The sequence below is a fragment of the Thermogutta sp. genome (assembly GCF_039793925.1).
In the GTDB taxonomy this organism is placed as follows: domain Bacteria; phylum Planctomycetota; class Planctomycetia; order Pirellulales; family Thermoguttaceae; genus Thermogutta.
This window is the reverse complement of the sequence record NZ_JBAMME010000114.1, coordinates 32,574-57,610: the sequence shown is the minus strand read 5'-3', so window position 1 is coordinate 57,610 and position 25,037 is coordinate 32,574. Positions and strand designations below refer to the sequence as shown.

At 55.8% G+C, this 25,037-nt stretch carries 17 protein-coding genes; 10 read left to right on the top strand and 7 right to left on the bottom strand.

Going from position 1 to position 25,037, the window contains the following annotated elements:
* The 6 genes from ABJK56_RS04230 to ABJK56_RS04205 all read left to right on the top strand — a co-directional run.
* Nucleotides 1-2,828 (top strand): exo-alpha-sialidase (locus tag ABJK56_RS04230; protein WP_347243414.1); only part of this gene is annotated, 2,828 nt, incomplete at its 5' end.
* Between the two features lie 98 nt (nucleotides 2,829-2,926).
* Entirely contained in the window at nucleotides 2,927-6,049 is a 3,123-nt protein-coding gene (locus ABJK56_RS04225) for a glycosyl hydrolase (protein ID WP_347243413.1), read from the top strand.
* Nucleotides 6,050-6,249: 200 nt separating this feature from the next.
* Nucleotides 6,250-7,245, top strand: coding sequence for a hypothetical protein (locus tag ABJK56_RS04220; RefSeq protein ID WP_347243412.1), 996 nt, complete (start codon nucleotides 6,250-6,252; stop codon nucleotides 7,243-7,245).
* Nucleotides 7,246-7,256: 11 nt separating this feature from the next.
* Nucleotides 7,257-8,819, top strand: a complete 1,563-nt coding sequence (locus tag ABJK56_RS04215) for a hypothetical protein (RefSeq protein WP_347243411.1) — start codon at nucleotides 7,257-7,259, stop codon at nucleotides 8,817-8,819.
* Between the two features lie 332 nt (nucleotides 8,820-9,151).
* A complete protein-coding gene (locus tag ABJK56_RS04210) occupies nucleotides 9,152-9,886 on the top strand; it encodes a rhomboid family intramembrane serine protease (RefSeq protein ID WP_347243410.1) in 735 nt (244 codons plus the stop codon).
* 68 nt (nucleotides 9,887-9,954) lie between these two features.
* Nucleotides 9,955-10,782 carry an ATP-dependent Clp protease proteolytic subunit gene (locus tag ABJK56_RS04205; protein ID WP_347243409.1) on the top strand — a complete coding sequence of 276 codons (828 nt, stop codon included), beginning with the start codon at nucleotides 9,955-9,957 and terminating at the stop codon, nucleotides 10,780-10,782.
* Nucleotides 10,783-10,962: 180 nt separating this feature from the next.
* On the opposite strand, the gene phoU is transcribed toward ABJK56_RS04205, so the two are convergent.
* Nucleotides 10,963-11,640 (bottom strand): phosphate signaling complex protein PhoU, encoded by a 678-nt coding sequence (gene phoU / locus ABJK56_RS04200; protein ID WP_347243408.1) that lies wholly within the window; start codon nucleotides 11,638-11,640, stop codon nucleotides 10,963-10,965.
* Between the two features lie 523 nt (nucleotides 11,641-12,163).
* Between phoU and ABJK56_RS04195 the strand changes: the two genes are divergently transcribed.
* The 3 genes from ABJK56_RS04195 to ABJK56_RS04185 all read left to right on the top strand — a co-directional run bounded on the left by ABJK56_RS04195 (nucleotide 12,164) and on the right by ABJK56_RS04185 (nucleotide 15,618).
* The gene (locus tag ABJK56_RS04195; protein ID WP_347243407.1) at nucleotides 12,164-13,573 is read left to right on the top strand and encodes a porin; all 1,410 of its coding nucleotides are present in this window, start codon (nucleotides 12,164-12,166) and stop codon (nucleotides 13,571-13,573) included.
* A gap of 117 nt (nucleotides 13,574-13,690) precedes the next feature.
* Entirely contained in the window at nucleotides 13,691-14,359 is a 669-nt protein-coding gene (locus tag ABJK56_RS04190; protein WP_347243406.1) for a hypothetical protein, read from the top strand.
* A 368-nt stretch (nucleotides 14,360-14,727) separates the two neighbouring features.
* Nucleotides 14,728-15,618, top strand: coding sequence for a hypothetical protein (locus ABJK56_RS04185; protein WP_347243405.1), 891 nt, complete (start codon nucleotides 14,728-14,730; stop codon nucleotides 15,616-15,618).
* A 26-nt stretch (nucleotides 15,619-15,644) separates the two neighbouring features.
* Here the strand turns inward: ABJK56_RS04185 and ABJK56_RS04180 are convergent, their stop codons facing one another.
* Nucleotides 15,645-16,631: a class II fructose-bisphosphate aldolase gene (locus ABJK56_RS04180; protein ID WP_347243404.1), complete on the bottom strand. Its 987-nt coding sequence runs from the start codon at nucleotides 16,629-16,631 to the stop codon at nucleotides 15,645-15,647.
* A 444-nt stretch (nucleotides 16,632-17,075) separates the two neighbouring features.
* Between ABJK56_RS04180 and ABJK56_RS04175 the strand changes: the two genes are divergently transcribed.
* A complete protein-coding gene (locus ABJK56_RS04175; protein ID WP_347243403.1) occupies nucleotides 17,076-20,204 on the top strand; it encodes a glycoside hydrolase domain-containing protein in 3,129 nt (1,042 codons plus the stop codon).
* A gap of 61 nt (nucleotides 20,205-20,265) precedes the next feature.
* Here the strand turns inward: ABJK56_RS04175 and ABJK56_RS04170 are convergent, their stop codons facing one another.
* The 5 genes from ABJK56_RS04170 to rpsK form a co-directional block, all read right to left on the bottom strand.
* A complete protein-coding gene (locus tag ABJK56_RS04170) occupies nucleotides 20,266-21,570 on the bottom strand; it encodes an outer membrane beta-barrel protein (protein ID WP_347243402.1) in 1,305 nt (434 codons plus the stop codon).
* Between the two features lie 463 nt (nucleotides 21,571-22,033).
* On the bottom strand, nucleotides 22,034-22,711 hold the full coding sequence (locus ABJK56_RS04165; RefSeq protein ID WP_347243401.1) for a L17 family ribosomal protein: 678 nt from the start codon (nucleotides 22,709-22,711) through the stop codon (nucleotides 22,034-22,036).
* 47 nt (nucleotides 22,712-22,758) lie between these two features.
* Nucleotides 22,759-23,751 (bottom strand): DNA-directed RNA polymerase subunit alpha, encoded by a 993-nt coding sequence (locus ABJK56_RS04160; protein ID WP_347243400.1) that lies wholly within the window; start codon nucleotides 23,749-23,751, stop codon nucleotides 22,759-22,761.
* Between the two features lie 48 nt (nucleotides 23,752-23,799).
* Nucleotides 23,800-24,426: a 30S ribosomal protein S4 gene (gene rpsD, locus ABJK56_RS04155; RefSeq protein ID WP_347243399.1), complete on the bottom strand. Its 627-nt coding sequence runs from the start codon at nucleotides 24,424-24,426 to the stop codon at nucleotides 23,800-23,802.
* 138 nt (nucleotides 24,427-24,564) lie between these two features.
* Nucleotides 24,565-24,951, bottom strand: coding sequence for a 30S ribosomal protein S11 (gene rpsK, locus ABJK56_RS04150; RefSeq protein WP_347243398.1), 387 nt, complete (start codon nucleotides 24,949-24,951; stop codon nucleotides 24,565-24,567).
* Nucleotides 24,952-25,037: the final 86 nt, after the last annotated feature.

The following is a 25,037-nucleotide window of genomic DNA, read 5'->3' as shown; positions in this document are numbered from 1 at the left end:
TTGTTTCCATGAAAACAGCATCACAACCGCACCGGGCGTTTCTTCTGGCAATTTGGGCGGGATGTACCGCGTTGGCGGGAAGCCAGCCTGCCGATGCGGCTGAAGGGCCTCGTGAGAGTGCAGTCGTGCAGAAGGAGTTCATTTTTGAAACCGCCCCATTTCGGAGCTGTCACGCTTCGACAATTGTGGAAGCGGCGCACGGTCTTTTGGCGGCGTGGTTTGGAGGTGATCGAGAAGGTGCCGAAAATGTCGGCATCTGGATGAGTCGATACGAAGCTGGCCGATGGTCGGCCCCCCATGAGGTAGCGACAGGTGAGCAGGCCGACGGTCGCCGTTACCCCTGCTGGAATCCCGTGCTCTTCCGCCCACGAGACGGAAAACTCTACCTGTTTTACAAAGTGGGCCCAAGCCCCAGTCGATGGTGGGGCATGGTCAAAGCGAGTGTCGACGATGGAAAAACTTGGCAAGCTGCGGCACGTCTGCCCGATGGGTTCCTTGGGCCGATCAAGAACAAACCTGTGGAACTGGAGGATGGCACCTGGATTTGTCCGTCCAGCACTGAAACACCCGAAAGACCCAGCCGTTGGCGCATTCACTTCGAACTTTCCAGGGATCAGGGCCAAACTTGGACAAAGGTGATCCCGCCGGATGGAGCCGAAATTCTCGACGCCATTCAGCCCAGCATCCTGCGGGTGGCCCCCAACAAGTTGGTGGCCGTGGGCAGATCACGGCAAGGGCGCATTTTCTGGACGGCCTCTTATGACGGAGGAAATACGTGGACACCGGTCCAACGCACGGTGGTTCCCAACCCGAATTCAGGGATTGACGCGGTCACCCTGTCCGATGGACGACAACTCCTAGTTTACAACCCAACCACTCGAGGTCGTTCACCATTAAGTGTGGCGCTTTCACAGAACGGCGTTGATTGGCAGGAGGTCCTGACGTTGGAAGACGAACCTGGGGAGTACAGTTATCCCGCCGTCATTCAAACCCGCGATGGCCTCATCCACATCACCTACACTTGGAAGCGGGAGAGGATCCGCCATGTGGTCCTGGATCCGCAGAAGCTCTCTCTTTCGGAACAGCAGCCTGCTGATGAGACACAGGCTCATTCCGCAACTTCCACGGCTCATCCCAACGTGGTTATCGTCCTCACAGACGATCAAGGCTTCGGCGATCTTTCGTGCCATGGAAATCCCATCCTGTTTACTCCCAACATCGATCGCTTGGCTCGGGAAGGCGTCCGCCTCACCGATTTTCACGTTTCCCCGGTTTGCACGCCAACTCGCGGCCAGCTCATGACCGGGCTGGATGCCCTCCGCAACGGGGCGCGGAGCGTTCCCGCGGCCACGAATATGATCTGGCGGGAAATTCCCACGATGGCCGAACTCTTCCGAAAAAACGGTTACCGAACAGGACAATTCGGCAAATGGCACCTGGGCGACCATTACCCCGATCGACCGTTCGACCGCGGCTTCGAGAAAGCCATCTGGTTCGGAGGTTGGGGAGTGGCCTCGGACGTGGAGTTCGACAACGACTGTGTCAACATTCGCTACCGAGAGGAAGACCGTGTAGGGCAGGCGAACCGATACTGTACAGACTTCTGGTTCGACAAGGCGTTGGAATGGATGTCCGAACGTGCCCGACAAAAGGAACCGTTTTTGTGTTACATCGCCACTAACGCACCCCACGGTCCTCTCTGGGCCCAGGAAAAAGATGCTGCACCTTACCGGAGTTTAGTGCGACCGAATGTCGCCGATTTCTTCGGCATGATCGCCAATATTGATGAAAACATGGGCCGGCTGGAAAACTGGCTTCGCGAAACGGGACTTCGCGAGAACACGATCGTGATCTTTATGACTGACAACGGCGGGACGGCGGGCAGGCAGGTCTACAACGCCGGCTTACGGGAGGGGAAAGGCAGTTATTACGAGGGTGGGCATCGGGTTCCCTGCTTCATTCGCTGGCCGGCTGGCGGTATCGAAGGCGGGCGGGAAGTCAGCCACCCGACGGAGATTCAAGACATCTTACCGACGTTACTTGAACTGTGTGGTCTTTCTTCCCCAGAGAGAGTTCGTTTTGATGGCATCAGCCTGGCGAGCGTGCTGAAAGATCCCCGTGCCACGTTGCCGGACCGCATGTTCGTCGTCCAGTACGGCGGTAGAGTCCGCGCTGTTAAGTACGATGCCTGTGTGGTTTGGGGGCCGTGGCGACTTGTCCATGGCAAGGAGTTGTACAACATCGTGGAGGATCGGGCACAAAAAGCGGATGTCAGTGCCCAGCATGCGGACATCGTGGCGAAGATGAGAGCTTTTTATGAGGACTGGTGGTCCGGGGTGGAAAAGCGCGTCTACGAATACCAACCTATTCTCGTGGGAACACAGCAGGAAAACCCAGTGATCCTTTCACCCAATTACTGGGCGGGTGTGGATGTGGATAATCATCACCGCGTCTCGGCGGCCGAGGGCGGTCCACGAGGTGGTTCGTTCCATTTGCGGCTGGTACGGGGTGGCCTGTATCGTATCGAGCTGCGCCGCTGGCCTTTCCATACGCAGGAGCCCCTCGGTTCAATCGGACCCAAACAAACGGTTGCCGGCCGATCCTTGTCAGACGTCATTAAGAACCGGAAAGCGCTCCCCATTCACGCCGCCGTTCTTCGTGTTGGATCACGCGAAATACGAGCCCAAACATCTCCCGAGGCAATCGGTGTACCGTTTGAAGTGGAACTGCCCGAGGGCGACACACAGCTCCAAGCGTGGTTTCAGGATAGCCAAGGAAACGACCTGTGCGGGGCATTCTATGTGAAGATCGAGCTGTCACAACCATGATGACCGGACAAGTGCAACCGCAAGCAAGCATTCAGGAAGTTTGCGTCTTTTAAGAAAACGCTTCCATAACCAGTTCCTATGTTCAAAGGAGTTCAACCATGTGGAGGGACCAAACACTCGGGACAATGGTGCAAACAGCGATCGCGGTGTTATTCACAGTGCTCTCGCTCCAGTCTGCCGTTCTGGCTGAGCCGCAAAGTTCACAGGAGGTCAAACAACTTCTGGCCCATCCGCCCCGGGAATATTCTTCAGCTCCCTTGTGGGTGTGGAATGACATGCTGACCGATGAGGAAGTCGTGAGCACGATGGAGGATCTTGCCTCGCAGCATGTCAAACAAGTGTTCGTCCATCCGCGTCCGGGGTTGATGACTCCCTATCTTTCAGAGGAATGGTTCCGTTTATGGAAGTTGGCGTTGAAAACCGCCGAAAGATTGGACATGAATGTATGGATTTATGACGAGAACTCCTATCCCTCAGGATTCGCCGGGGGTTGGGTTCCTGAATTGATGCCGGAGTCGGTAGGGCGTGGCCTTGTTGTAAAACAGGTCAAACGCGCCCAGGAGATCGACCCCAACGCCCTTGCCGTATTTCGTTTGGAAGCGGATCGGTATGAAAACGTTACACAGGTGAGTAAGGAGCAAAAGTCCCTTCCGGACGGCCAGTATCTTGTGTTTTCTTTGGTGCGGGCAGGGCCTTCCCCCTGGCATGGAGGTCGGGCCTACGTGGACTTGCTCTATCCAGGGGTGACTGAAAAGTTTCTGGAAGTGACCCTGGAAGCCTACCGCCGAGAAGTTGGACAGGCCTTCGGTCAACGGGTACCCGGGTCGTTCACGGATGAACCACGGCTTCTTTCCGCAGGTCAGCTCACCTGGACCGAGGACCTCCCCGCGGAGTTTCAAAAACGCTTCGGGTACAACCTTGTCGATCACCTTCCCTCCCTTGTGCAGTCCGTGGGCGAGTGGAAAAAAGTGCGGCACGATTACTATCGCTTACTCTTGGATCTGTTCGTGGAACGATGGGCTCGCCCCTATTATGAGTGGTGCGAGCAACATCATCTGGAATTCACTGGACACTATTGGGAACACGAATGGCCGCTCTGCCGGTTTGTCCCTGACAACATGGCCATGTATGCCTGGCATCAGCGGCCAGCCATCGATTGTCTAATGAATCAATATGCGGAACACACGCATGCGCAATTTGGCAATATTCGAGCCGTGCGAGAGCTTTCCAGTGTGGCCGACCAGTGCGGACGGACACGGACGCTGTGCGAACTCTACGGTGCGGGCGGATGGGACCTCCGTTTTCAGGATATGAAGCGTATCGCGGACTGGTTGGGCGTACTGGGCGTCAACACCTTTGATGAGCACCTTTCTTACGTGACCATCCGAGGGGCCCGCAAGATGGACCATCCCCAGTCCTTTTCCTATCACGAGCCCTGGTGGCCCTTCTATCACGTTATTGCCGACTACCTCACCCGGCTCTCCCTAGTACTTTCCAGTGGCGAACGGGTCAACGAGATACTGGTTCTGGAACCCACCAGCACGGCATGGCTCTACCAGGTGGACCAAGGAACGTCCTCCCATTTAGAGCAGCTCGGGGCAAATTTCTTCAATCTGGTAAAAAGCCTGGAATTTGCCCAGATCGAGTATGATCTCGGATGTGAACATATCATGGCCAATTTGGGCAGGGTCCAGGACGGATACCTGGTGGTGGGAAAACGGAAATATCACACGATCGTGCTTCCCCAAACCTGCGAAAACCTCGAGAAGACAACTCTCGAACTTCTCCGGGAATTCCTTTTGGCCGGCGGCACTGTGATGGTTTGTGGAGATGGTCCGACACTTGTCGATGGCCGCCCCGCAGAGGCTCTCAACGAGTGTAAAGAACTCCCCGGATGGAAAAAGGTGGATGAGAACGACCTGCCAAAGCTGCTGGCACCACGCCAGGACCAGGCTGTTCGTATTGTGCAGCAGGATGGCCGACACGGTTTGCTCTTCCACCAGCGAAGGCGACTCAAGGACGGGGAGGTCCTTTTCCTCGTCAACACGAGTGACTCCGAACATGCGGCCGGTACCATTTATGCTCGGTATCTGGGTGCCGAAGTTTGGGACCTGGAAACGGGCGAAGTTCAACCGGCCTCGTTCAGCCAAAAAGGGAATGCAATCGAGCTCACCTTCGATCTTCCGCCAATAGGTTCCCTCGTGCTCTTTCTCAACCATCGGGCCAACCCGTCGGCACCTCAAACATCAACCACGGAAGAAGAGATTCCCCTGGGGCCAATCCATGCAGAACGGCTGGATCCCAACGTTCTAACACTCGATTATTTCGATGTCAAAGTCCAGGATGAGACGCGCCGGGGCATGTATTTCGTAGCGGCCTGCAACTGGATCTTTCAGAAACACGGGCTGCCAGGGAATCCATGGGATCGAGCTGTCCAGTTTCGTGACGAAATCATCAGCAGGCAATTTCCACCCGATAGCGGATTCCAGTTAACTTACCACTTTGAAATTAAGGAAAAAGTTCCAAATCAGATCTGGTTCGTTCTGGAAAGGCCCGACCTTTACACCGTGACTTGTAACGGCAAAGCGGTTCCTTCGCCAAGCGGCTGGTGGCTGGACAGGAGCTTCGGCAAAATCGATATCACGGAGCTGGTACGGGTGGGAGAAAACGTTGTCACGGCGACGGCTTCTCCCATGACAATGTTTCACGAAGCTGCCGCAGCTTATGTGCTGGGCGAGTTTTCAGTCACCCCGGCCGAAAAAGGTTTTGTCATCACTCCTCCCGAAGATTTACACGTTGGAGAGGGTTGGAATGTTCAGGGATGCCCGCTTTATTCAGGGCGGGTAGCCTACCGCACAAGGGTGCAAAAGTCTCGGGCCGAGGGACGCTGGCTCGTTCGCCTGGGAGCGTGGAACGGCTCCCTTGCTCACGTGCTTGTGAATGGCACACCGGCGGGGGTCATTTATCGCCCACCCTATGAGTGCGAGATCACTCCGCTCCTCAAAGAAGGTGAAAATGAAATAAGCGTCATCGTGACGGGGACGCTCAAGAACACTCTGGGTCCTCACCATGCGGGGCCGATTCGGGGATCCGCCTGGCCCCATGCTTTTGCCCAAGGCCCAGCCGAGGGACCGCCAGCTGGAACGGCTTATGATACAATAGGCTATGGATTGTTCGAGCCGTTCCATATCATCCGCCAGGAGGTCCACGTATCCCGTTAACAACCCCCTGGCGACCGCGGAAACGGCGTTCAGCCACAAATTGCAACTGCGACACACCGCGGGTATGTGGAATCAGAGTTCGCGACGGCGAAGCCTAAACCCCGGTGAACCACGGACTTGGGTCCGGATACGAGCCCGGCTTTGGTCGCGGGCCGCTGATTGCGTCCATCTGGGCTGCAGGTTTCTTTTTGAGAATCCTTATGGTTCGTTTTGACGGATATCGTCGGTCGCTCCCCCTGCCCACTCCAAAACAGCAGTGGCAATTGCTGTTATGGGTATTTCTGCTGGGGATGGTGGCCATTGTGCCGCAGTGGTTCCTGGCCCGGCGGTCTGGCTCTTCCTTCAATTCAAGTCATGTCGTGCAGGAAAGCGTCGTGGCTGGTGGCGCTTCTGTTTCCGTGCGCGAGAATAATAACAGCAACCAAGAAGAACCTTCCCCGAGACGTTCCCCGGATCAGCACACACAAACTTTGGCTCTGGTGGCACGCCTTTCCCAGTTGGATTATTCATCGGTCACCGACGATGCTCCTTTCCGCAACACCGAGAAAGAGCCGTGGTTTGGAAGCCTGAAAATCCTTCAGGAGGTATCCTCTTCGGAACTTTGGCAATCTCCCGCCCAACGTGTGACGTTTGCCCAACTGTACCGACGTCCGAAAGATTACCGGGGGAAACTCGTCGAGTTTCGCGGTCGTGTCATGGGAGTATTTTCCCTACGAGCCCCCCAAAACAGCGTTGGCATTTCTCAATACTATCAACTATGGATTTGTCCCGAAGAAGAAAATGACCCCATCGTGGTTTACTGCCTCCAACTACCGGAGCACTTTCCTCGCGAGGAACGCATGTCGGAACCGGTAGTCGTCAGAGGGGTCTTTTTCAAGCGATGGGCCTACCAGGCCAAAGATGGGCTACGATTCGCGCCCGTGGTACTGGCTCCGTCCATCCGCTGGGAACCGGTTCCCGCCCAATCGGCGCTGCCCGAAGAGTCGCCCCCCAATCCGTGGGTGGTCGTTATTGTCGCAGCCCTCGTGACCGTTTTTTTCCTCTGGTACGCGTTGCGAATTCGCGAAAAACAGCTTTTTCCCAAAAAGGCGGGGACTTCTGCCAGCCGGTTTCTCCCGACACAGTCGCACTCTGACGAAAAACAGGCCCCCGGCGAAGAAGTGACCGCCGAGTCAACAGGATTTCCCACTAGTTAAAGGAATTTGCTGTGTCTGCGAAATCAGTGCTTCAATTAGGGATGCTTCTCCTGGTGGCTTGCGGCGGGTTTGCTGTGGTGGCTACTGAAGTAAGGACACCGCCCCCGTCGACACGCCAGGAAGCTTCTCTGCAGAATCCTGGAACATCGGCCAACTCCGCCGCGGAAAAAATTACGCGCGAGGCATCATCTTTGACCGGCCCGCGTGCGGTTCTCAAACGGTTGGGAATCAGCGACAGCATGTGGGAAGGGCTCGAGGACGGCCAGCCGCTGCAACCCCAAGAGCACGAACTGCTTCTCCGGCTTTTGTTTCATATGCGAATGTTTCAGCCAGTGGAGTTGGAAGAGTGGAAACAGCCGCCCCCGGAGTGGAATGCGATAGCAGCCGACACCCGGGCCTGGCGAGGAAAACTCCTGGAAATTAAAGGAACCGCCACAGAAGTCGCCGAAGAGTCGGTACCGGCGGAGGTTGCGCAACGCTTGGGCCTCCACCATTACTACGCGTGTCGGGTGGCAACCGAGAACGGGGAATATCTGGTGTATGCCCGCGATGTACCCCGGGCCTGGAAGACAATAGAACAACTCCGCGAGGCAACCGTTATCCGCGGCTTGTTTCTCAAACTCGTGAAGATACAACCCAAGCCAGTCCCTCTGCTTGTCACCGATCGGCCAAGCTGGTTCCCCAATAACCTCTTAGGTCGTTTGGGAATGGATTGCAGTCTTTTTGACGACGTCGGTTTGGGAACGTCCGCACAACGTTTCGTCACTTCGCACGCGTCGTCCGAAGGCGGCGACGAACCGCTTTCGGATCCCCTGGAAAAGTATCGTCTCACGGGAAAAGACCGAGAATGCTTCTATCAACTTCTGGCTGCAGTGGGCCGTGCTGAACCCGGCCAATTACTGCGCGAAGCCCAGGCCGAATTGGCAAGGATGGGAAAATCGACTTACTCCGTGGTCCCCCTGTTTAACGACCCCGTCCATCAGCAGGGTAAATTGTTCCTACTGTATGGGACGGCCAGGCGAATCGAAAAAGTGTCCGTCGAAGACCCCGATATCCGAAAACGTTTTGGGATCGACCACTACCACACAATTTATCTTTTCACCGACGATTCCCAGAATTACCCGATCGTGTTCTGTGTGCGATACCTTCCCAAAGGGGTCGTGCCGGGCGAAGGGCCGGGATACGCGGTGAACCTCGCGGTGGCAGGTTTCTTTATGAAGACCTGGGCGTTTCGACCCCAGGCAGCGCTGTCGCCAGACGCACCGCGCAACGCGTGGCAACTGGCGCCACTTCTCATAGGACGTGAAGCGGTGCGTTTGGCCGCCGACACGTCGTCCCGTCAGGTGGGCACGGTGACGACTATTCTCACGGGTGTTGTGGTTGTCGTCGTGGTGCTCATCGGAGCCGTTGTGTGGTGGTTCAATCGTCAGGATAAAAAACGCGAATGGGAAATCCGCCAGCGGCTATTCTCGGAATCGTCTCGGGCTGAGACCTCGCCATCCGATCGAACCTCTTCCAATAGCATGCCGGACGAGAGCAATGCTAATTTACCGTTGCCGGATCGCCCGGGCTGACGTCGCGACAAATTTATGTTTTCTTACCCGTATCGAATTGAGGAGATCAGAATGTGCACTGTTCAGTATTTATGTGCACTGTTCAGTATTTAAGAGCGGAGAGAAGGCTGGAAGCGATCTGAGCGCATCTGCTGCGAACCCTGGCAAGCCTCTGGTGCATCGTAGACGCCCATGTGGCTCCAGCGCTGTCGACCCTCAGCCAACTCGCAAGCGTACATCCTTGACCACCGTGTCGAGTTTCTGAAAATGAGAGAGACGGTCATCGAGCTCCGAGCGTCGCTTCCCTCGAGAAAACAGGAAACGCAATAGAGACATGCCCTGGGTACGAGACGATGATTCCACTATATGACACCATTCCCAGCCGCAACACACCCGTGGCAATGTACATGCTGATACTGGCCAACGCCCTCGTATTCTTTCTGCAGCTTGAACTTCCGCAGCCCGTCCTGGAACGCTTCTTCCACCAGTTCGGCATTGTTCCCTATCGCTACACCCATCCGGAGCTGGCCTATTTCCTTGGAATGCCTCTGAACTACTGGCCGTTCCTGACGAGCATGTTTCTCCACGGCGGCTGGCTCCACATTGTGGGTAACATGTGGACCCTGTGGATCTTCGGCGATAATGTGGAAGATCGCATGGGGCCTTTGCGGTTTACTTTGTTTTATCTCTGTTGCGGGGTTATTGCGGGCATCGTCCACGTGTTGACCAACCCCAACTCCACTGTTCCGACGATCGGGGCTTCGGGGGCGATTTCCGGCATCATGGGAGCCTACTTTGTGCTTTATCCTTACTCCCGCGTCGTCACTCTGGTCCCCATTCTGTTCTATCCGGTGTTCGTTGCATTTCCGGCCGTTGTCTATTTGGGCATTTGGTTTCTTGTCCAGTTTTTCAATGGAGTGGGAAGTCTATTGCCTTCGGACCAGGTAGGGGGTATTGCCTGGTGGGCCCATATCGGTGGGTTTGTAGCGGGAATGCTCCTGTGTCCGTTTTTCCTCCGATCACGAGGTCCCTGCCCCCATTGCTATCCCGATGAATACAAGACCGAGTTGGGCTGGCTCCAGTGGTGAGAGAACGGGTGTAACGGTTTTGGCATTTCAATGCCGCAAACAGACAGGATCCAGGGAGATTGTCGACGATGAATGTGATGGATATCTTTTGGATTTTTCTCATGCTTTCTGCTCTTCAGCCAGTGCTCCGCCAGAAAGTCATCGAAGCAGCCAGGCAGCGAATGATCGCGCGCATCGAGCGGAAACGTCAGTCGCGGGTGATCGTGCTCATCCATCGTCAGGAAACGATGAGCCTTTTGGGATTCCCGATTTTCCGTTACATCGACATTAACGACTCGGAAGAAGTCATTCATGCAATTCAACTCACCGATCCTGAAATTCCCATTGATCTGGTCCTGCACACACCCGGCGGGCTGGTGCTGGCCGCACTTCAAATCGCACGGGCGGTGCACCATCGGCCGGGCAAAGTCACGGTCTTTATTCCGCACTATGCGATGTCGGGCGGAACGCTCATTGCCCTCGCCGCCGACGAAATCGTCATGTGCAAGCACGCTGTATTGGGCCCGGTGGACCCCCAAATTAATCAGCAACCGGCCGCCTCCGTGCTGAAAGTGCTCCAAAGGAAAAAGCCCGACGAAATCGACGATCAAACTCTCATACTGGCAGACATTGCCGAAAAGGCCATCAGCCAGGTCAGAATGTGTGTCAAAGAACTGCTCAGCGACAAGATGCCCGAAGACAAGGCTGATGAGGTGGCGAGACTGCTTTCCGAAGGCACGTGGACCCACGATTTCCCGCTCACAGCCGAAATGGCTCAACAACTTGGATTGCCGGTGAGTACGGATATGCCGACCGAGTTTCTGCAACTTTTGCAACTTTATCCCCAACCTCGACGGGGCCAGCCAACCGTGGAGTACATTCCGGCACCTTACCACTCCCATCCGCCCAGAACCTGAGTAGCGCAGACCACCGGAGCATAGATCCTACGTTCTGCGCCGCTGGACTGGTCCTCCTGTCACATCGCAATGGCACAAATCGCCAAGCATCCACAGATCAGGGGTTTTCCCCCGTCTCGACAGGTTCTTGTTTCCGCCCAATCCCCAGGCTGTCATACTGTCCCGGATCGGCTCAAGCTTTCAGTCAAGATCTCGGTCGCGGAACCGGGCGGGATGCCTGACGATATGGCCCCGAACGAGATAAATGACGTCCTCGGCGATATTGGTCGCATGGTCGGCAACACGTTCCAGGTTTCGGGAAACGGCCAGAACTTGGAGCCACGTCTTGACCTGGTCGGGATGTTGCTCAATGAGTTGCTCGACTTGTTGACGAATCGCTTTCTTCTGGGCATTGACGGCCTCATCCCGTTTGCACACGTCCTCAGCCGCGTCGGCATCGCCATTGACCAGGCTGTCCACACTCTGTCGCAGCATTGCCTGAACCTTGCGCCACATACCGTCCAGATCGAACGGCATTCGTACGGGAGGCATTTGAGAGAGTGTTCGGGCTTTGCGGGCAATATTGACCGCCAAATCGCCGACCCGTTCCAAATCGTTGTTAATCTTCAGCACAGTGATTAAGAAGCGCAGGTCAGCGGCCACAGGCTGATACAGCGCAAGAACTTTCAGGCAATCTTCCTCGAGCTCGACTTCCAACTGGTCGATCTTCCGGTCGCCTGCTTCAACTTCGTCGGCTAACTGCGGATCCCGATTGAGAACGGCCGTGATTGCTTTCTGAAGTTGCTGCTCCACCTCACCGGCCAAACTCAGAAGCCGTCCGCGGAGCTTGTCGAGTTCACGATGCAAGTGGACGCTCATTTTCGTCGACCTGATACCGGGAATTGCCCGCACAAGGGAAAAAATCTGGTACCTTCCAGGTGCCCGCCCTCGTGCCTTTGGAAATACGGTCAGTCTACTCATTTTACGCACCGATCGCACTCGCACAAAGGCATTTGACATGGTGGACATACCGTTGTGCCTCAAAAACTGCGGCGGCTCCTAACAACGAAACGGTCCTCCAGGTGGTTTGCGGAACCGACGGCAATCGGCAAAGATGGCTTCGCGGCCCCATCAAACGGGGCTGTAACGTTGAGCATCGCGATAACATAAACGGATTCTCCGCCCAAATACGCAAAGATCGTGTGCTGGAGAATCTGGATAAATAGACCAAATAATTCGCAAGGCGCAAACTGTGCCCGGAAAAGCGCACGCAATAAAGTGAGCCGGAGTGACGAATCGATTCAAGCAAATGCCCGTGAAGGCATGACCTATTTTACGTTTGTATGACCTGTTCGCCCGTAACAAGGACGTTGACGAAACCCACGGACGGAGGATCACTTCCATGCTCTGGCGATCGAAATGCTGGTGGAAATTAAGTCTCGTGGCCGGCACCACATGGGCTGCTCTTTGGGCCAGCCCTCTACTAGCCCAAAATTCCTCGAACAACTATCAGTACCTTGATCCAGCATACTTAGTGGGTTCGGAAGGAGGTCCGGCTGCCAAAGGGTCACAAGATGAGTTGGCTCAGCGAGTCGCCGAATTAGAAAAGGCTCTGGCCGACATCAAAGCCAAGGAGGCTGCGGCCGCCAAAAAAAGCGCAGGGAAAATGTCGGTCAATGTCGACGGACGCATCTATGTCGATGCCGTTTCCTTCGGCCAGGGGGCCGGTAGTATGGCGACATTCGGCGACGCCCAGGATACTGTGCAGTTCCGCACAGCACGACTGGGGGCGTTTGGAGAAGGGTTTGATGTCTTCAATTACAAAATCGAAGTCGACTTCGCAGCCCGAGATTCCAATGACGAGCAGCGTACCTCTTTTAAGGATGTTTACCTCGGCGTGAAGGATCTTCCGTGGTTGGGTTATGTGCAGATCGGACATTTCAAGGAGCCCTTCTCTTTGGAAGAACTCACCTCAAGTCGTTACATCACCTTCATGGAACGAAGTACCCTCAACAGTGCGTTCGTACCCGCTCGAAATGTCGGTATTGCCTCGTACCATGTCTCCGAAAATGAACGAATGACCTTTGCCTTTGGTGGGTTCCGTTCCATCAAAGACACTCCGCCCTATGCCGCCGATGACGATGGTGGTTATGCTTTCACCATGCGGGCGACCTATTTGCCGTGGTATGACGAAGCGACGAATGGTCGGGGACTGCTGCACCTCGGGCTGGGTTACAGCTACCGCGATGTGGATGATCCCACTCAACGCATCCGGGTTCGCCCCGAAGTTGCCGTCGGTCCCCGTGTTGTAGACACTGGCAATATCAGCAACGTCGAAGATTACCATCTGCTGGATCCGGAAATAGCGTTCGTTTACGGGCCGTTCTCGGTCCAATCCGAGTACCTTGTGGCGTTCTACAATCGCAGTGTGGGTGCCGATCCCACTTTCCACGGCGCCTATGTTCAGATGAGCTACTTCCTCACAGGTGAACACCGACCCTACAACCGTCAGAAGGGTGCATTTGATCGTGTCAAGCCGATCGAAAACTTCTTCCGTGTGCGGACCTGTGACGGTGACGTCGAAACCGGCTGGGGCGCCTGGGAATTGGCCTACCGTTACTCCTGGCTCGATCTGGACGATGCGGGTGTGCTGGGGGGAACCACCTCCGACCACACCTTCGGCATCAACTGGTACTGGAATCCTTACATGCGGTTGATGTTCAACTACGTCCACGCCCAGGTGGGGACGGCCAACAACGGGCCCAATTCGGATATCAACGTCTTCGAGATGCGTGCCCAGGTGGATTTCTGACGTGCCACGCCCGAACTTGCCGTCAGGACGAAGGCGCGCCAGGCACACAGCCAACAAACATGTCAGGATTTTTGTGCGAGATATCACGAAGGCCAACCAACCGAGGAGGATATGTCGATGAGTCCGAAATACTGGTTGACTGGACTGTTGCTCGTCGTGGGCACTCTGGGCCCCGTTTTCGGGGGTGACCCTACAGAAGTCCGCGGTTCCCCTGGGCGATGTGCCATCTGTGGTCGACCAGGACCGTGCCAACAGAAAGTGTGCCGCATTGAGTGTGGCGTTGAGAAGGTCAAGAAACATTGCTGGTGTGTGGAATCGGCGGATGTGTGCACGATGCTGCCCAGTCACCCCGGCCGATCCCGCGATCCCGGCTGCGATGCCTGCGGCGCTGCCGAGGGTTGTGACGTGGGATGCCAATCCTGCGATTCCTGCGCACGTCCGTCTGGAATTCTCTCAGGCTGGCTTTATGACCTTGGTCACCAACGTTCCTGCCCGGTACCACCTCAGATCGGTCGCACCCGATCGATCAAAAAACTCGTCAAGAAAGAGTACGAGGTGGAGGTCCCTGTTTACAAAACTGTGGTGCAGTATGTGTGTGCGGAATGCCTGGCGGCCCAGGCCTGCGGAGTGTGTGCTCCTTCTGCAGAGGAATCGCCTTCCCCCAGCCCGAGCCCGGCTGATCAGAAGCCCGAGGCCGCTCCAAAACCCAAGGATTCTGCCACTCTGAAGCCAGCTTCGGTTCCCGACAGCGAGACGATCAGTTTGGCCCCACTGCCACCGATGTGAAACTGCGCGGAAGCTGCAGGGAAACCACCAGAAACAAAATTCACCATCCATTTTTTCCTCCTTTCGCGGTGACCGGGGCACTTCGCCCCGGTCACTGTTTTTGCAGCGCGATTTAGTGCCTGCCTTTGCGAGATGTACACTGCCATTTGGAGGATTCTATTTGCCGACTCGGCCTTTTCTTGTTCACTCGTCCCGCCAGCTTAGTACCCGCATCGCAATACGATCCCATTTGCAACATTACTGCGGTTGACGTAGGCGTCGAAGATCGTTACTCTCAGTCCCCCTATAGGTGGGACGCCAACGGCAAAATACGGTCATTTCCGCGGTGAATCGATTCCCCGCTTTGTCTTGTGGATGGTGGATCCTTCATGCGCACTCGGTCAGGCGCGAAACTCCACGAGGTTACGCTACATGTGTTGATGCTTGTGCTACCTGTCGCTGCGGGTGGGTGCACGCAGCTTCAGGTGGGTCACAAATCGCCACTGAGCCCACCCATCATGAACACAGACAGCGTTGCCGTAGATATTTTTTTCGTACGCGTCCGTTACGCCGACCCTATCGTGGAAAAGCTCTGGAAAAATGTTGATGAGCAGGCAATATCCGCGGAGACCCGTAAAGAGCTCTACCGCAACGGATTCCGAACAGGACGCATCGCCGGCCCCCTGCCGCCGGAACTGGCTGACCTGCTTCGGCTGACTGATGCCCCCCTCAACCAAGATGCCTTGGAAACGATAGAAGAGCCCGGTCACGACGCTGAGTCGGCCCCCGTGCGACGGCACCTCCAGACCAAGCCGCATCAGCGGGCAGAACTGCTTGCTTCTTCAGTCTATGACGAATTGCCGCTGTTACGACGCGACAGTAATGGCCAAGTCATCGGACAAACCGTCTATCGCGCCCAGGGGGTCTTCGCCATGACGCTCTCCCCCAAGCCGGACGGAACGGTCTGTATCCAGCTTGTACCGGAAGTTCACTATGGGGAACCGCGTGTCCAGCCTGTCGCTACGGAAGGGCTTGTACGATGGGAGATGCGCAGAGACCGGATTGTTCTGAACGATCTGACGATCAAGCTGGACCTCGCGCCGGGGGACATGCTCGTTGTCACGTGCGCCCCTGATCAACCCGGCAGCCTGGGCGGCCGCTTTTTCACCGTAACGTCCTCCGGAAAACGCGAGCAAAAGCTCATCGCCATACGGCTCTCGCAGGTCCAAAATAATCCGAATTTCCAGGGAAACGCACTGGCGACCGCCCAGCTTCGCTAGATCAACTCGGTTTTCAGGCAGGTCCTTCACACCCGGGCGGCCAGCAAAGACCGCACCTCTTTCAACTGACCGGCAGACCCGAGCACCTGATTCTTGTGGATGATGTACTCGGCATAAGCGGCCATGAACACCTTGCCGGGAGTTCGCGGATCGAAGTCTTCCGGCTTATCGCGGAAAGACTCACGATAGATGGCGCACCAAACAAGTCGGCCGTCTGTGTCGATGTTAATCTTGCACACCCCAAGTTTGGCCGCCTTCAGATAGTCGGCCTCGTTAACACCACTGGTCTGGGCCAGTTTTCCGCCAGCCGCATTAATGCGATCCACCCATTCTTTGGGAACACTGCTGGCACCGTGCATCACGAGAGGGAATCCTGGCGGAAGAGCTTTTTGAATTTCCGCCAGCCGATCGAGACGCACCCCCTGCTTTCCAACAAACTTGTAAGCTCCGTGAGATGTTCCGATAGCCACCGCCAGAGAGTCACACCCTGTCAAGCGAACAAATTCGGCCGCCAGCTCGGGATCGGTGAGGCACACGCTTCCTACAACATCTTCTTCCACGCCGCCGAGCTGACCCAATTCGGCCTCCACAACGACGCCTTTCTTGTGGGCATAGTCGACTACGCGCTTGGTGATTTCGACATTCTTCTCGAAAAGCTCGTGTGAAGCGTCGATCATCACCGAGCTATAGAAACCGCTGTCGATCGCGTCATAGCAGACTTCCTCTGTCCCGTGATCAAGGTGAACCGCAAAGATGGCTTCCGGAAAGACCTCCTCGGCGGCTCGAATGATCGCTTCGAGGAAGCGCTTGTCGGTGTAGGACCGCGCGCCGCGGGAAATCTGCAAAATAAACGGGGCAGCAAGATCTTCGTTGACGGGCTCGTCATTCTTTTTGACCTTGCCCAAATTACCTCGGAACAAACCGACCGCCTGTTCGAGATTGTTGATGTTGTAGGCACCGATGGCATATTTACCGTATGCGTGCTTGAAAAGTTCTGTGGTCGTGACGATCATTTCCCGTACTCCTTAAAAAAACTAAGTCGTGGTGGACAGGAAACCCTGAAACCGAAAGCGACTCCTCAAAGCCCCATGTTTCGCCGCTTGGGTCGCGCCTCACCCAACCCACACCAAGGCATTCTCGCTGTCTCGTTCCCAGAAGTTCAATACTGTGGCATCAGAGAGAGGCGACACACTGCGCCCTTAAGTATAGACTTTCAATAGCTTTTTGACAAGTGGGCAGGCCCATATACGGCACAGTTGCGTCGTTTGTGAGATACTGTGGCAAACCGCTATTGTTCTTCATCAGCGTTGAACTGAAGTGCATCGCTCGCGCAGCGCGATTCAAACGTATGTCACAGAATCCACGTCGGCACCTATTGCTTTTACCTTCCCGGGGGCAAATCATAGAATGGCGTATTTGTCCCTCCAGGAGGTCCCATTTGTTGATCGGTGTTTGCTATGGCCACTCCACTTACGCGACGCAAACAGGCTTTTTGCTCAAGATCCGCTGCCCTTGGCCAGTTTGTGATGAAAATTGTGACCGCATCGCACAACCGGAGTCGAATCGCCATCATTCTTCTGGCGGCTGTTTACCCGGGACTGGCCACAGGTTACGATGTTTCGGAGTCTCCTCTCATCTCCAACGAAGAGTTTCGCGTGGGTGAAACCGAACCCGCAGGATGGCGTCTCTCTGGTGGGACCGGACGCTGGCTAGAGAAGGATATCCTGGAAGTTACCGGGGATGGCCGAGGGAGCCATGCCTGGGTCTCGCAGATTGTCGTCCAGCCCGGCGCCCGGTACGTCGTGACTGTGAAGGGGCGTCGCCTCGGCGCCTCCGGCGGCTGCGCCATCATCGGTCCAGCGGAGGTTAACCACGACTGGACCTTTCCTGACGGTGATTGGGGCGAATTCCAGGCGGCTTTCCGAGTTCCAGACGACGTGACCACCACCCAGTTTCGCCTTGGTCAATGGCAGGTTCGTGGAGCCATTCAATACGACGCTGCGCAACTGCGACCGGCTTTACCTATCTACAGCAAACACGGGTCGATCATCCTCGGCCGGGGAGAGAAAATCGAGGCACGAAAGTATGTCTTCAACGGCCTGTTCAACCAGTACGGGAGTAACGATCATCGGGTACTGGAAAGGGCGACAGCGGGATTTAACACCTCGCGCTGGGTCATTTCGGGAGAAAGGGAAATCGTATATCGTTTCGCTCTCCCAGGCTATCAATTTGTCCGCGGCCGAGTCGCGGTCAACATCAACTACTATACTCGCGGCGCTCTCAGCATCGCCGTGAGCCAGGACGGCAACCCCTGGCGGGAAATCGCGCGACAAGACAAATTAGGAATCGTAGAAGTTGTCCTCCCCGGAGAGCTTTTCCCTGCCGCTGATATACGCCTGAAACTGAGCGGGGCCACGCCAGAAACCTCACTTCAGGTGGACAGTATCAGTTTCGAGGGCGAACTGGACAAGGAAACGCCCTCTTTGCAAGGACAGACCATCTATGGAGTCTTTTCCAACGGCTGGCGAGCGACCCATTTAACATCTTCTGCCATAAGTTACCTCGGACCATTCGAGAATGGCCAACATCTGTTCGAAGTCTCTCCGCCTGCTGCGTCAGGGTATGAGTTTCGCCTATCGGTCATCAAACCTGATGGAACGACCATCCACCAAGACAAGATGCTTCAACCCAAGGCAGCGGGCAGCTCACATTCGCTCCGGTTTGCCATCCCGGTCAGCAATCCCGGAGTTTATAAAGCGTTTCTAGCGATTCGACAGCAGGGGCAAGCATTGGGTGTCCTCGAGATTCCTCTTGCGGTTCACGAGTATTATCGCGCGGATTACGGCAAGTATCTGGCAAGGTCCGGGCCCGTTGACCTCTGGTGGTGCGAGGCTGACTGGAAGATTGCACGGAATCGGCCGGCGCCTCCGGAGCCAAGTAAATCGCAGGCCATCAGCATGATGGCTGCCAAAGGCGATCATGAGTCAGCCCAACTTGTCCTCCGTGCGGAATCCGCCACCACGCTGGAACGTATCGAAGTCACCAACCTCGAAAGTCCGGAGGGTCACACGATCGACGCGGGAAGCGTCAGCGTGCGTCAGGTGTATTATCATTTTGTGCACACGCCCACGGACCAAACGGGAGTCGTCGATTGGTGGCCGGACGCTCTCCCCCCGCTCCAGTATCCGCTGGCTCTTCCAGCCCAAATGAATCAACCTCTTTGGGTAACGGTTGACGTGCCCCGAAACGCCAAAGCCGGGGAATATCTTGGGGAAATTCGGCTGACTGGCACCGGGTGGAAGGCGACAGTCCCCCTTCAGCTTAAAGTCTGGAACTTTGCCCTGCCTGAGCGAAACCATCTCGAAACGGCCTTTGGATTTGACTGTGGCCAAGCCTTTCGATACCACAATGTGCAAAGCGAAGAAGATCGCCGCCGTCTGCTGGATCTGTACTTGCAGAGCTTTGCCGACCACCGCATCAGTCCGTACGTTCCCACCCCCCTTGATCCCTACCGCATCACCTTCGACCTCAAATCCGAACCTCCGCGAGCTGTAGTCGATTTCTCGGCATTCGACAAAGCTATGGAGGAAGCCATCCAGCGATACCATTTCACGAATTTTATGGTTCATATCCCGGGAATGGGTGGAGGCACGTTCCACTCCCGCGTGGAACCTTCCCTGGCCGGTTTTGCCGAAAACACTCCGCAATACCAGGCACTCTTCAGCAGCCAGGTTCGGCAAATCGAGGAGCATCTTCGCGAGAAAGGGTGGCTTCCTATGGCATACGTCTACTGGTTCGATGAGCCCGAGCCCAAGGATTACGAATTCGTCAAAGCGGGGATGGCCCGGCTGAAGAAATATGCCCCCGGTCTGGCCAGGATGCTCACAGAAGAACCGGTGGAGCCGCTTTATGGGTATGTGGACATCTGGTGTCCCATCAGTTTCAACTACGACCCTAAAGTCGCGGAGGAGCGTCGCCAATTGGGCGAGCGGTTCTGGTGGTATATTTGCACGGGCCCGAAAGCTCCCTACTGCACCCTGTTTATCGATCATGCCGCAACCGAACTGCGAGTGTGGCTCTGGCAAACCTGGCAACGGCGAATTTCTGGAATTCTTGTTTGGGCCACCAATTACTGGACGTCGCCCACTGCATTTCCGGACGGTTTTCAGGACCCCTACGAGGATCCCATGTCGTATGTCTCGGGTTATTCCACTCCCCAAGGAGTGAAACGGCATTGGGGGAATGGTGACGGCCGATTCATCTACCCGCCTCTCGAAGCCTCGGTGCCCGGGAAAACTGCCCATCCGGTGCTTTTACCACCGGCATCCAGTATTCGCTGGGAGATGCTCCGCGAAGGTATCGAAGATTACGAAATGCTTTGGATGCTTGCAGATCTTCTCAAGAAATATGGCGACGAATTGCCAAAGGAAGAACTGGAAAACTTCCGAAAGTTGCTGGAGGTTCCGCCGGAAATCACCGGTGACATGACGACTTTCACGCGGACCCCCGATCCAATCTACCAGAGGCGTGCGCAAATTGCGGGCGCGATTGAAAGTCTCCTGACACGGAAAGGCGACCGCCCCTAAATAAAGACGCCGGCTCGTTGAGCCGGCGTTGACGGGGTCTGATCTCGGTTTGATTGTCCCGTTAGAAGGTCACGATAAAGTCGCAGCCAAGCAGGAATTGGTTGTCGCGGTCACCTGCATCATACGGGAGAACAGTGACTGGGCGATTGGCGTCAAACCAGTCCCAGCGTACTTCCGGACGCACCCGAAGATTGGGGTGCGGCGACCAGTTGAAACCGTAGCTGATTTCATAAAAATCACCCGGGAAGGGGCCTGTTGCCCGATTGCCATCCCCAATCCCCGCCACTCGGATCCCATCCTCGTCGCGGAACCATTCAACCCGCAAACCGGTCTGCCAGCAAGGATTGAATTTGTAGTACAGGTAATTTGTCACACCGTACCACTGGCTCTTCCCGGTCTGAGGATCCTCGGACTCACCGAAGGTATGTTCAATCACCCACTGGAGTCGAGAGGTCACATTCCAGGTGCCCACCAGGCTGTAGATTGTGATGGGACGGTCGACACCTTGTTCATCCGCGGAAATCCCGAAGTTAATTCCAAATCGATCATCTTCGCTTGTCCAGCGGACCGCGCCTACGAAGCCAATCGCGTTCCGCCCGTCGGTGTCGTCAAACTGATCATTACCCCGCTGGATCCCTGCCGTGACTATCAGCCGATTGAACGACCGGCTGAGCAAAAGCCCCGTATGCGTGAAGGGCTGCCCGTACTGGTGCGAGTAACTGTGGGAATAGAAGAAATTCTGCGTAACAGGAACCGTCTCATAGCCCAATGGTGTATAAAAGTGCCCACCTCGCAACAGCCAACTATTGTAGGCTACGTCGAAATAGAACTGGGGCAGTGCCACTTGATAGAAGCGCTCTGTCTGGTTCCAGTCAGATTCCAGACCATCGATCGCCTGAGTGAAGCGGGCGTCGGTCCCATACAGGACATCCACACGACCACCCCAATCCCAGCCGTAACCGCCGTTATTGATTCGCCGTTCCAAATAGAGATTGAGCTGGTTCATCTGGAATTCTTGGTCGCGATCGTTGAACGTGACCACGCCGTTGTAATTGTCAGCAGGGTTGTTGGCGACCACACTGATGCCTGCGCCCACCCAGCCTCCGAACTCAAACCCCCACCGTTCGAGAAAACCTGGCGTCGGCAATTTCCAGGGGTCGGTAGGTCGACAGGGGTCGCAGTAGAAGAAATTTGAGAGGAAACCGCCGCCATCGCAGGTGCCGCACGAATCACCACCTGGGAAGCATGCCGCCACGTCCTTCCCTGACCAGCTCGTTGGATACACCTGGGCCTGAAGGCTGCCTGTGCTCAACCCAAGACAGAGGCACGCGGCCGCCAGCTTGCCAAAAAAAGATTTTCTCGTCATCCTTGACTCTCCACGATTAGGTACTACTCTTTGCCCAAGAGGGTGATACCGATCTCGGCCGTGTTTGTTCACCCCAAGGGGAGCATCAACAAGCCGTCAATACTCGCCCAAACATCCTTTTTGAATCATCGGAGAATCCCCCCGCGGTGTTTATCAAAAAAACGAATCATCTGAGAAAAATCAGATAAGATGGGCATTCTCAATAAGGCATAGAAACCCTTCGGGCAGCAGCCGGCCCCGTACTGTTCACTGACTGGAGCATAACAGGCGGGACCCAGCAGAGCGGTAGTCAGGCACCTTCCGGAACAACAAGACCTACACTTCCCAGATTATCTGTTTTTCCAGAAAGTGCGCAACAAAAACGGCGGAAGTACCGCCGTTTACTCCACCGCTTCCAATGCCAGTTATGACTGATCCTGATTTTGGTGAGCCACAAAAAGTACTAGCACCAGAGTCATCACGATCAGGTGCTCACCTGTTCCCCGGTGGTCTGCTCAGCCGGTTGGGTGGGAGCCTGATTGGCCTCCTGCGTCTCTCTAACCGCCGCTGAAGGGGACGTTTCAGAAACCGGCTCGACCTCAAATTCCGGCTTGACCGTCGGCCGGCGCTTCACCCGATCGTTTCGCCCCACGAATTCCAAAATTGCCTGAACACCGGCATCACCGACGCGACGCTTTGCCAAGCGTACAATCCGTGTGTAGCCACCGGGCCGATCAACAAACCGCGGAGCGATGCGTTCAAACACGATCCGCATGGCCTCCTTATTGTTACCCAGCAATCGGAGGACCCGCCGTCGGGCGGCCACGACAGGAGCCATTTTTCGGTTCCATTCGTACCACGCCTCGCTTTGCCGCCATGCCCGCCAGGCTTCAGAGTTTCGCGGCGCCGTCGGTTCCAGTTGCTTGGCTTCCTCGAGTAACGGCAGCACCCGTTTGGCGATGGTGATGCACCTTTCAACGAGCGGACGAACCTCCTTCGCCTTGGCCAGCGTTGTGACGATTCGCCCTTTCACGTACGGCTCCTCTTCCTCGAAGATGAACTCACCCTCAGTGAGGAACAATGCCGACGCCAGGTTGCGCAGGAGTGCCCGTCGATGACTCGGGCTACGTCCTAGATGTCGACCACGTTTTCTATGTCGCATGGCAGGTAACCGTATTCCCTACACCAATTCCCAGTCAATGGATGCGTTTATATCGCACCTCCAGACGTCGCTGGCGACCGCATGCCCAATCGCAATCCGAGAGCCGCCAGTTTTTCCTTCACTTCCGCCAGAGCCGTCTCGCCGAAATTCCGCAAATCGAGGAGTTGCTCCTCGGTGTGAGAGACCAGATCGCGTATCGTGCGGATGTTTGCAAGCTCCAAAGCGTTAAGTGTGCGAGACGAGAGCTTCAGATCGGTAATCGGCATCGCCAGCTTGGCCTCCTGGCTCGTTTCCAATCCGGCGACACTCCGCCCATCGGTAAACACCTTCGGCCCGAGTTCATTGTACTGCACGAACGGATTAAGATGCTTGCGGAGAATCTTGGCGGCTTCCACAAGCGCCATTTCCGGCGTGATCGACCCGTCGGTCCAGATTTCCAGTGTCAGTTTATCGTAATTCGTTTTCTGACCGACGCGGGTTTCCTCGACTTCATACCGGACTTTCACCACCGGGCTGAACATCGCATCCACCGGGATCACGCCGATTTCCGAGATTTGCGGCGTGTGCTCGCTCGCCGGAACATAGCCCCGACCGTTTTCGACTGTCATTTCCATCACGAACGGCACATCGTCGGTGAGCGTGGCAATCACGTGGTCCTTATTCACAATCGTGACCTGGTCGTCCGGCTCAATGTCGGCAGCCGTAACAACACCACGCGTGTGCCTGTTGATCCGCAAAACACGCGGTTGGGAGCTGTGATTGCGAACAACCAGCGACTTGACGTTGAGGATAATATCCGTGACATCCTCGACGACACCCGGCAGCGAGGTAATCTCATGCAGTGCGCCCTGAATCTTCACGCGCGTCACAGCGCTGCCTTCAAGACTGGAAAGCAGAATCCGCCGCAGGCTGTTGCCAATGGTCGTACCAAACCCTCTCTCGAACGGTTCGGCGATAAACTTGCCGTACCGGTCCGTAAGTGTGCTCTTATCGCAAATCACCTGACTCGGTAGCTCAAGCCCGCGCCAGCGTACACGCATACCACGCCTCCAGATTGAGATCCCAATAACGCTTTACCGGCTTCCCCCTCACCGAGAGCAGAACTCGATCACCAGTTGCGGCTGCACTGGAATGGAAACGTCTTCCAAAGTAGGGTTGCGGAGCACATGCCCTTCCGGGATCTGGCCGTCAACGAGGTGCAAAAAGTCCGGAACGTTTGGCTGCCGCTCTTCCAAATTCCGTTTGACAAGCTCAAGACTCCGCGGCCGATTCTTGACCGTGATCACATCCCCCGGATTTACTAGGTAACTCGGAATATCAATCGTCCGGCCGTTCACCAGAATATGACCGTGCCGCACGATTTGCCGGGCCTGTGCGCGAGAAAGTCCAAAGCCCAGGCGATAGACAATGTTGTCCAGCCGCCTTTCCAGGAGTGACAGCAGAACTTCACCCGTGTTGGTCGGCGAGCGGGTGGCCATCTGGAAATACCGGCGGAACTGCCGCTCCAGGATTCCGTAATACCGCTTGAGCTTTTGCTTTTCCCGCAAGTGCAGAGCGTAATCGGTCGGCTTGCTTCGCAAAACTCCCTGCATACCGGGAGTTGCCTTGTGCCGTTCAAAAGCGCATTTGTCGGTGTCGCACCGCGTCCCCTTGAGAAACAACTTCATGCCCTCGCGGCGGCACAAGCGACACACTGGTCCCGTATATCGCGCCATTTTGCTACACGTCCTTCCGTTTAGCCTTCCAGTTGGATAGCCCTAAGCAATTTGCTCCCACGCCCTTGGATACAAGAAACCCGAATCCCCACATCGCTCTCCACCAGAATGAGCGCGCCACCTGTGGGCCATTCTTTATCAAACGCGACGTCGCTTTTTCGGCCGACAACCATTGTGCGGAAGTGGAGTAACATCCTCAATGGACTTGATGATCAGTCCGGCCGTTTGGAGAGCAGTGATCGCACTCTCGCGGCCGGCACCGGGGCCTTTAACTTTGACTTCCACTTCCTTGACCCCCATTTTGATGGCCTTTTCGGCCGCCTGCTGCGCCGCCATTTGGCCAGCGTAGGGGGTGCTTTTACGACTTCCTTTGAAGCCGCAGGTACCAGCACTCGCCCAGCAAAGGGTTTCCCCTTTCAGATCCGTCACAGTGACCATCGTGTTGTTGAAAGTCGTCTTAATATGCACGATGGCCTGCGTGACGTGACGCCGAATTTTTTTCCGCTTACCCGTTGCCTTCGGCACGACGTGACCTCTCCTCCAAAACGAGCTTCTACCGCTCTAAAACGTGAACTTATTTCCGAACAACCTGTCCAACAACAATACCCACG